Source organism: Pseudoalteromonas sp. c7(2019) (genome assembly GCF_011378625.1).
Lineage (GTDB): Bacteria > Pseudomonadota > Gammaproteobacteria > Enterobacterales > Alteromonadaceae > Pseudoalteromonas > Pseudoalteromonas arctica.
The window spans coordinates 200,281-209,076 of sequence record NZ_WTKS01000009.1; the positions used below are offsets into that span (position 1 = coordinate 200,281).

Genomic DNA, 8,796 nt, shown 5'->3' on the forward strand with positions numbered 1-8,796 from the left:
TTCAATCCACAAAGATCAACACGCCCTGCTAAAACGAAAAAGGCCTTACAAATGTAAGGCCTTTTTATGTTTAATTCATTTATTTTAACGAGCGTAAGGGTCGGCAACTATTTTATCTATGTACCATTTGCCCTTTTTACGAAGCATTTTTACACTGCGCATTTCGTCAATTTTATCACCATTTAAATAGCCGGTAAAAATAAGGTTTATTTTGGCGTTATCACCGTATTGTTCACGGATGCTCATATTGGTCATATCAACTTCAATGGTTACTTCATCATATTGCATATTTACTAAGTTACGGGAAAACTGTTTTGCAGTGCCGTAGGATTTCATGATGCGCGTAAGATTGGGTGTTGCCATGGTGCTGGCTTTTTGAAGGTCTTGCTGGTTATAAAGCGCATCAAAATAAGCGGTTGCTGTATCGCCAGGAGTGTCGCCAAGTGTTTTGGTATCGTCTCCACAGGCTGATAAAAATAAACAGATAACCAAACTTAATAAACTCGTGATTTTTTTCATATTAGTTATTATTAATTAGTTTTTTTAAAGTGTGTGGTTTATCTAGGAAGATGTAAAGGTATGGGGGGCAATAAATAGAAAATTGGATAATAAATAATAAAAAAGGATGCCTAAAGCATCCTTTTAAAAATCTTAAAATTACTTATTGTACTAGCTCTTGCTCACTAAATTCTTCATCAAACATTGGGCTTGATAAGTAACGCTCAGTTGCACTAGGTAGGATAACAACAATATTTTTATCTGCGTTTTCAGGTTTTTCAGCAATTCGCTTAGCTGCAACAACCGCAGCACCTGACGAAATACCGACTAAAATACCTTCTTTTTTCATTAACTGATGCGCCATTGCAATTGCGTCTTCGTTAGATACAAGCTCGGCACCATCAATTAAGTCCATATCTAAGTTGCCAGGGATAAAGCCAGCACCAATACCTTGGATTTTATGAGGGCCAGGTTTAATTTCTTCACCGGCAAGCGTTTGGCTAATAACAGGAGAGTTAGTTGGCTCAACAGCAATAGACTTAACGTTTAAACCTTTTTCTGTTTTAAGGTAGCGGCTAACACCTGTAATAGTACCACCAGTACCTACACCGGCTACAAAAAAGTCTACTTTGCCGTCAAGCGCATCGTAAATTTCAGGGCCTGTTGTTTCAAAGTGAATTTTTGGGTTTGCAGGGTTTTCGAATTGTTGTAATAAAATATACTTATCAGGTGCTGTTGCTTGAATTTCTTTTGCTTTTTCAATTGCGCCATTCATACCTTTAGCACCGTCGGTAAGTACTAGATTTGCACCTAATGCTTTTAATAGCTTGCGACGTTCTAGGCTCATGGTGTTTGGCATAGTAAGCGTTAACTTGTAACCACGTGCTGCTGCAACAAATGCAAGTGCAATACCGGTGTTCCCCGATGTTGGTTCTATAAGTTCTTTACCTTCAACAAGCTGACCTGACTTTTCAGCTTCCCAAATCATCGATGCACCAATGCGGCATTTGATACTAAAGCTTGGGTTACGAGATTCAACTTTAGCGTATACATTCCCACCTGTAACACGGTTAAGTTTTACCAGCGGTGTATTACCGATGCTTAGTGAGTTATCTTCAAAAATAGTAGACATAATGTTCCTTTGGATGCAATCTGATCAACGTGTTAATAGCCTTTGCTACTAACTATATAAACACACTTTACTGTGAGTTTAAAAAAACTAAAGTAAAGTTTGGCTATAACATATATCTATTGGGCTTATAACCAGCCGAAATAAAAATCAATTATTAACGGTGCTTTAGTTATTATAGGTGCGGGCTTAATTTGAAATTTAAAGAGTAAAAACTCGTTTAGTCAAAAAATGTTCAAAAGAGCATTGGAACAAGCTGTATTTGTTCGTTATTTGTGCATATGAATGTAACTTGAATAGTTTTATCACACAATGCATCTAAAACATGATAAAAACACGTATCTAAATTCAATTAAGCAATCACAATGAAGTTAATATTAAAATTAATTGCCGGTATTGTGGCCGGTATCTTAGTCGGACTCTACGTACCTATCACTGGTGTTGAACTTTTATTCACAGTAAAAGAGCTGATTGGTCAAATTATCTCCTTTACCATCCCTCTTATCATTTTATTTTTTATTGCATCGGGTATTGCTGGCCTACCAAAAGGGTCTGGTCACTTACTTGGTAAAACAGTCGGGTTTGCTTACAGCTCTACCATTATTGCCGGTACGCTTGCATTTTTATTAGTGAGTGCCGTAATTCCGTTTTTAAGCGGTGGTATTACGTTTGAAGCAGAAGTTGCTACTGAAATAGGTAGTTTTATTGATTTAGAAATTCCACCTCTGATGGGTGTAATGACCGCATTAGTGACTGCTTTTGTATTTGGTATAGGCATGAGCCAACTAGAACTTGATACGCTTAAAAAGGTGTCTGATCAGGGTCGTGATGTAGTGGACGGGTTATTATCGAAAGTAATTATTCCAGCTTTACCATTTTACATTGCTGGCGTATTTGCCGAAATGACGGTAGCAGGCACTGTGGTAGATACGTTGCAAACATTTGGCGTAGTTTTAATAGCAGCGCTTGTTATGCACTGGTTATGGCTAAGTGTTTTATATATAGCGACAGGTATATTGTTAAAACGTAATCCAATCGAATTAGTTAAAAATATGCTACCAGCTTACTTTACAGCGTTAGGTACTATGTCAAGTGCAGCAACGATTCCAGTATCGCTTCAATCAAGTAAAGCAAATAACGTTAAAGAAGATGTAGCTAACTTTACAGTGCCACTTTGCGCGACTATTCACTTATCTGGCTCAACTATCACTATAGTAACCTGTGCAATGGCTGTTATGTTTTTATCGCCAAGCATGGAAGTTCCTTCATTAATGGGTATGCTACCGTTTATTATGATGTTAGGTGTAGTAATGATTGCAGCACCGGGTGCGCCAGGTGGTGCAGTCATGTCGGCGCTTGGTTTATTAACAAGCATGCTTGGGTTTAATGAAGGTGCTGTTGCATTAATGATTGCACTTTATTTAGCACAAGATAGCTTTGGTACTGCGTGTAATGTAACGGGTGATGGTATCATTGCGTTATGGGTTGACAGATTTAGCGAAAAATCGTCATCTTAAACTATTAGAGCGAGGCAATAATATTAATTATTGTTTCGCTTTATGTATGTTACTGTGGCAAATTAATTTAATTAAATTGCATGTTGTTAGGTAAGTGAGGATGTTCCATTGATTAATGTACTTTTAGTTGATGACCATGAACTTGTACGAACAGGAATCAAGCGTATTCTTGATGACGTACGAGGGTTTAAAGTAATTGGCGAAGCTAAAACTGGCGAAGAGGCTGTACAGTTTTGTCGTCAGCATGCGCCAAACATAGTATTAATGGATATGAATATGCCAGGCATGGGCGGATTAGAAGCGACTAAAAAGATTTGTCGTTACTGCCCAGATGTAAAAATTATTGTGCTTACTGTTAATTGTGAAGACCCGTTTCCGAGCAAGGTAATGCAAATTGGTGCACATGGCTTTTTAACTAAAGGTGCAGGCTCTGACGAAATGGTTCGTGCCATTCGTTGTGTTCATGCTGGTCAGCGTTACATTGCACCTGAAATTGCACAGCAGATAGCGCTTGCACAAGTGACAGGCCGCACAGATGAAAACCCTTTTCAGAGTTTATCTGAGCGCGAACTGCAAATTATGCTTATGATCACCAAAGGTGAAAAAGCACAAAATATAGCTGAACGCTTAAATTTAAGCTCTAAAACAGTAAATAGCTATCGTTACCGTATGTTTGAAAAGTTAAATGTAGGTGGTGATGTTGAGCTTACCCATTTAGCTATTCGTCATAAAATGATTGATATAGACGTTTCGTACTAACTATAATTTATGTCTGAATTCGATCACGTACATTTTCTCAAAACGCTATCAAGTGAGCCGGGCGTATACCGCATGCTTGATAGTGACAACCAAGTTATTTATGTTGGTAAAGCAAAGCATCTAAAAAAGCGTGTGAGCAGTTACTTTAGAAGTAACATTACCGATAGCAAAACACGCGTTTTAGTGAGTAATATTTGTAACATTGAAGTCACCCTCACCAATACTGAAACCGAAGCGCTGCTGCTTGAAAATAATCTAATAAAAAAATATCAGCCTCGGTACAACATATTATTACGCGACGATAAGTCGTACCCCTATATTTTACTCACTAGCCATAAACACCCTCGTTTAGCATTTCATCGTGGCAGTCGTAAAATTAAAGGTGAGTACTTTGGGCCTTTCCCAAGCGCAGGAGCGGTATCTGAAAGCTTGCGCTTAATGCAAAAAATATTTCCTGTTCGTCAATGTGAAGATGCTTATTACCGCGCAAGAAGTCGCCCGTGTCTGCAATATCAACTTAAACGTTGCTCAGCTCCATGTGTAAATAAAGTAACTGATGATGATTACAGTGAGCAAGTTGACTATGTTCGTAAATTTTTAACGGGTAAATCTCACGAAGTTATTGCTGATTTAATAAAAAAAATGGAAGCAGCCAGCCTGCAATTAAACTTTGAATTGGCGGCAAAAGTTCGCGACCAAATAATGCTACTTCGTAAAATGCAGGAGCAACAGTCTATTTCTGGCAACTTTGCAGAAATGGATGTTGTCGGTTTTGCGCATTTAAACGGGTTAAACGGCATTCATTTATTAATGATCCGCGATCATAAAGTACTGGGTAGTAAAACCTATTTTCCAAAAGTACCTAAAGATTCGAGTGAGCAAGAAATATTGACTTCATTTTTAGGACAGTACTATTTAGCGCCAGGAGCAACAGGGCGTATTGCAAAAGAAATCATATTACCGTTTGAAATAGAAGAGAGCGGGGCACTCGGCGAAGCGCTTACACAAATAAGTGAGCGCAAAGTAATCCTTAAAGTGGTCACTCGTGGTGAGCGTGCGCAATACTTACAACTGGCCAATAAAAATGCATTAAACAGTATTGCGGTTAAACAAAGTACCCAAGACTCTATTAATAAACGTTATGCACAATTAAAAGCAACACTGCGACTTGACGATATTACCCGAATGGAGTGTTTTGATATAAGCCACACCATGGGGGAGAACACCGTTGCAAGTTGTGTTGTATTTGACTCACAAGGCCCAAATACAAAAGAGTATAGGCGCTACAACGTAACAGGTATTACAGGTGGCGATGATTATGCTGCAATGGAATTTGCACTTAACAAGCGCTATAACAAGTTAGTAGACGAAGACAAAATTCCAGACGTTATCTTTATTGATGGCGGTAAGGGGCAGTTAGGACGCGCTGAGCAGTACTTTTCTAATTGGCCGCACACTAAAATGCCTTTATTAGTCGGTGTTGCAAAAGGAACGAGTCGTAAACCCGGTCTTGAAACACTATTGATTGATGGTGGACGCAAAACCATTCCGATGGATTCAGATGCGCCTGCGCTTCATTTGATTCAGCATATACGTGATGAGTCTCACCGTTTTGCTATTGCAGGGCATCGTAATAAACGACAAAAACAACGTACACAATCACTACTAGAAGAAATAAATGGAGTAGGTTCTAAGCGTCGCCAAACATTATTAAAATATTTAGGGGGCATGCAGGGTGTAAAAGCTGCTAATATAGAACAGTTAAAGAAAGTTCCTGGGATCAGCCCTGACATGGCTGAGAAGATATTTAACCATTTGCATGACAAGGGCTAGCCCTACATGCGAATATAGCAAAAAAGACATATCCAAGTAGTTATGTGGAATATTCCAAACACACTCACAACATTTAGACTTTTTCTTATCCCCGTTTTTTTGGTGATATTTTATTTGCCTTATAGCTGGGCTTTTTTTGCTGCCGCCTTTATTTTTTGGCTTGCATCGATCACCGATATATTAGACGGTTATTTGGCAAGAAAGCTTGAGCAATCAACTCCTTTTGGTGCTTTTTTAGATCCTGTTGCTGACAAAGTAATGGTATGTGCTGCACTTGTAGCGTTATCTGATCAGTACCAGTCAATGTATATGACAATACCTGCTCTTATTATAATAAGCCGTGAAATTATCATATCTGCACTTCGTGAATGGATGGCAGAGCAGGGTAAGCGTGGTAATGTAGCTGTATCAAATATGGGTAAAATAAAGACGGCTGCACAAATGTTAGCCATTATCGGTTTGATTTGGCAATATGATACGTGGATGAACTATTTAAGTTTTGGACTACTGTACATTGCGACCTTTTTAACCTTGAGTTCTATGATGCAATATTTACGTGCAGCATGGGGGGAATTGACTAAAAATTGACTCTAAATGTATAATAACGCACCGTTTTAGATAAAAAACAAGCAAACAGTTCAAAACTAGCATTTTTTGTATTGACGCGTTTAATAATCTCTGTAGAATGCGTCCGTGTTGAGAGGGCATAGCCCCCGAGATAAACAAAACGGTAATTAATCAGTTACCTGAATGTTCACATAAATCATCATGTGCTAATTCAAATAACTGATAAATAAAATGCGGTACTAGCTCAGTTGGTAGAGCGCGACCTTGCCAAGGTCGAGGTCACGAGTTCGAGCCTCGTGTACCGCTCCAAGTTTATCTCAAGGTTATTACTCCAGTATTGGGGCGGAATGGCAGAGTGGCCATGCACCGGATTGCAAATCCGTTTACCTCGGTTCGACTCCGGGTTCCGCCTCCATTTCAACACTCCACACGCTTTAATTAGCAAACTCGATGCCCGAGTGGTGGAATTGGTAGACACAAGGGATTTAAAATCCCTCGACTAACAAGTCGTGCCGGTTCAAGTCCGGCCTCGGGCACCACTTTGTGGTTTAATTACATTACCAAGTGTAATTTGTAAAATGGTTAATTTAGAATTAATATGATGCGGTACTAGCTCAGTTGGTAGAGCGCGACCTTGCCAAGGTCGAGGTCACGAGTTCGAGCCTCGTGTACCGCTCCATATTAGCTGGATACATTTAGGCGGAATGGCAGAGTGGCCATGCACCGGATTGCAAATCCGTTTACCTCGGTTCGACTCCGGGTTCCGCCTCCATATAATTTACTCCACACGCTTTAATTAGCAAACTCGATGCCCGAGTGGTGGAATTGGTAGACACAAGGGATTTAAAATCCCTCGACTAACAAGTCGTGCCGGTTCAAGTCCGGCCTCGGGCACCACTTTGTGGTTTAATTACATTACCAAGTGTAATTTGTAAAATGGTTAATTTAGAATTAATATGATGCGGTACTAGCTCAGTTGGTAGAGCGCGACCTTGCCAAGGTCGAGGTCACGAGTTCGAGCCTCGTGTACCGCTCCATATTAGTTTTATCCACTTGCTTTTAATAGCAAACTCGATGCCCGAGTGGTGGAATTGGTAGACACAAGGGATTTAAAATCCCTCGACTAACAAGTCGTGCCGGTTCAAGTCCGGCCTCGGGCACCACTTTAAATTATTTTACCAAGATGATTTGAAGTTGATAAAACAGTATTTTGCGGTACTAGCTCAGTTGGTAGAGCGCGACCTTGCCAAGGTCGAGGTCACGAGTTCGAGCCTCGTGTACCGCTCCAAATTATCTGGATACATTTAGGCGGAATGGCAGAGTGGCCATGCACCGGATTGCAAATCCGTTTACCTCGGTTCGACTCCGGGTTCCGCCTCCATATAATTTACTCCACACGCTTTAATTAGCAAACTCGATGCCCGAGTGGTGGAATTGGTAGACACAAGGGATTTAAAATCCCTCGACTAACAAGTCGTGCCGGTTCAAGTCCGGCCTCGGGCACCATCTCTTTATTAAGCGCTCTGCTTAAAAAATCTAATAAATCTTCTAATATCTATAAAATATCCGGTAAAAATCCTGATTTATCATTTTTATGTTTTCTATGATTTATATTATCTTGATATGCACTATTTTATGCATGGTCTACCCAATAATAGCGTTGTGTGATAGTTCATTGAGAGTTTGTATATCTATCGTATTAAAGATATATATGAGTAAGCATAATGTAATATTTCCAAACCCAATCCTATAGCGCCTCAAATAAACCAGCCATGCAATCCTTAGCGACACACAGTACTTAATGCTAATGAATACACTTTGAACTGAACTAAGCGTCATAGACTTATGATACCAACCAGTAAAGTAGGCCATTAGCTTTAAAAAATTCAAAACAGTAAAGCAATCTACACCTCGAGAGCAAATAACCTTGAAAGCAAAGTTCAAACACCTATGTGCTGGTAGCATAAAGTAATACCAATCTGCTTATATATGGGGTCTATTTAAGGTTAAGGAAATTACGCTAGATTTAGGCAAAAATTTTTGTATCTAGTGTTCTAAATAAAAATTTTTAACGACGTTATAGTGCAATTTAATTCGTTAAATTACTCAGAGATTTATGCAGGTTGGTATAGTTGTCGAATTGGTTACTAACACATGCTCATTGGAAGTTAAAAATCGCGGGTAAGAGTAAGTCTAGAGTTATGGTGAGAACTTCAAATAGGTAAACAATAAAGTGCTTATGCATAATGCAGAGCTGTGGGCATTAAGCATCTGTTTTTGTAGGTTGTCTTATCTAGGCTGATAATCAGATAATGTCTATACAGTTCTTATCGTCCGTAACAGCTTTTACTTATAAATGATCGAGTGCTATGTGTCAGGACTTTTTATTTTTAGAACTAAAAAAGCGAGCCGTAGCTCTAATGCCGTTCACTTAAGGTGGACGGCTTTTTTATTTCTAGCGTACCGCTGTGGTCTTGGGTTGACTGAACGAGG

At 39.4% G+C, this 8,796-nt stretch carries 6 protein-coding genes and 11 tRNA genes; 15 read left to right on the top strand and 2 right to left on the bottom strand.

Annotated elements, in window-relative coordinates; translation table 11 throughout:
- Positions 1 to 84: 84 nt before the first annotated feature.
- On the bottom strand, positions 85 to 519 hold the full coding sequence (locus GQR38_RS12205; protein ID WP_007587009.1) for a hypothetical protein: 435 nt from the start codon (positions 517 to 519) through the stop codon (positions 85 to 87).
- A gap of 142 nt (positions 520 to 661) precedes the next feature.
- A complete protein-coding gene (gene cysK, locus GQR38_RS12210) occupies positions 662 to 1,630 on the bottom strand; it encodes a cysteine synthase A (protein ID WP_002963138.1) in 969 nt (322 codons plus the stop codon).
- A 362-nt stretch (positions 1,631 to 1,992) separates the two neighbouring features.
- On the opposite strand from cysK, the gene GQR38_RS12215 reads away from it, so the two are divergent.
- The 15 genes from GQR38_RS12215 (at position 1,993) to GQR38_RS12285 (ending at position 7,809) form a co-directional block, all read left to right on the top strand.
- The gene (locus GQR38_RS12215; RefSeq protein WP_007587010.1) at positions 1,993 to 3,144 is read left to right on the top strand and encodes a dicarboxylate/amino acid:cation symporter; all 1,152 of its coding nucleotides are present in this window, start codon (positions 1,993 to 1,995) and stop codon (positions 3,142 to 3,144) included.
- A 108-nt stretch (positions 3,145 to 3,252) separates the two neighbouring features.
- Entirely contained in the window at positions 3,253 to 3,903 is a 651-nt protein-coding gene (gene uvrY / locus GQR38_RS12220) for a UvrY/SirA/GacA family response regulator transcription factor (protein ID WP_002963136.1), read from the top strand.
- A gap of 9 nt (positions 3,904 to 3,912) precedes the next feature.
- Positions 3,913 to 5,736, top strand: coding sequence for an excinuclease ABC subunit UvrC (gene uvrC / locus GQR38_RS12225; RefSeq protein ID WP_021032122.1), 1,824 nt, complete (start codon positions 3,913 to 3,915; stop codon positions 5,734 to 5,736).
- Between the two features lie 42 nt (positions 5,737 to 5,778).
- Positions 5,779 to 6,324, top strand: coding sequence for a CDP-diacylglycerol--glycerol-3-phosphate 3-phosphatidyltransferase (gene pgsA / locus GQR38_RS12230; protein ID WP_032827134.1), 546 nt, complete (start codon positions 5,779 to 5,781; stop codon positions 6,322 to 6,324).
- A gap of 212 nt (positions 6,325 to 6,536) precedes the next feature.
- Positions 6,537 to 6,612, top strand: a tRNA-Gly gene (locus GQR38_RS12235).
- Positions 6,613 to 6,644: 32 nt separating this feature from the next.
- Positions 6,645 to 6,718, top strand: a tRNA-Cys gene (locus GQR38_RS12240).
- Positions 6,719 to 6,755: 37 nt separating this feature from the next.
- Positions 6,756 to 6,842, top strand: a tRNA-Leu gene (locus GQR38_RS12245).
- 64 nt (positions 6,843 to 6,906) lie between these two features.
- A tRNA-Gly gene (locus GQR38_RS12250) sits at positions 6,907 to 6,982 on the top strand.
- A gap of 19 nt (positions 6,983 to 7,001) precedes the next feature.
- Positions 7,002 to 7,075, top strand: a tRNA-Cys gene (locus GQR38_RS12255).
- Between the two features lie 38 nt (positions 7,076 to 7,113).
- Positions 7,114 to 7,200, top strand: a tRNA-Leu gene (locus GQR38_RS12260).
- A gap of 64 nt (positions 7,201 to 7,264) precedes the next feature.
- Positions 7,265 to 7,340 (top strand) — tRNA-Gly (locus GQR38_RS12265).
- Positions 7,341 to 7,379: 39 nt separating this feature from the next.
- A tRNA-Leu gene (locus tag GQR38_RS12270) sits at positions 7,380 to 7,466 on the top strand.
- A 49-nt stretch (positions 7,467 to 7,515) separates the two neighbouring features.
- A tRNA-Gly gene (locus GQR38_RS12275) sits at positions 7,516 to 7,591 on the top strand.
- Between the two features lie 19 nt (positions 7,592 to 7,610).
- A tRNA-Cys gene (locus GQR38_RS12280) sits at positions 7,611 to 7,684 on the top strand.
- Between the two features lie 38 nt (positions 7,685 to 7,722).
- Positions 7,723 to 7,809: transfer RNA gene (locus GQR38_RS12285), tRNA-Leu, on the top strand.
- The last annotated feature ends 987 nt before the right edge of the window (positions 7,810 to 8,796 follow it).

What these genes read in the sequence shown, in the direction of transcription:
- cysK (WP_002963138.1), bottom strand. Translation starts at nt 1,630, where the DNA reads ATGTCTACTATTTTTGAAGATAACTCACTAAGCATCGGTAATACACCG.
- GQR38_RS12215 (WP_007587010.1), top strand. Translation starts at nt 1,993, where the DNA reads ATGAAGTTAATATTAAAATTAATTGCCGGTATTGTGGCCGGTATCTTA.
- GQR38_RS12205 (WP_007587009.1), bottom strand. Translation starts at nt 519, where the DNA reads ATGAAAAAAATCACGAGTTTATTAAGTTTGGTTATCTGTTTATTTTTA.
- uvrC (WP_021032122.1), top strand. Translation starts at nt 3,913, where the DNA reads ATGTCTGAATTCGATCACGTACATTTTCTCAAAACGCTATCAAGTGAG.
- pgsA (WP_032827134.1), top strand. Translation starts at nt 5,779, where the DNA reads ATGTGGAATATTCCAAACACACTCACAACATTTAGACTTTTTCTTATC.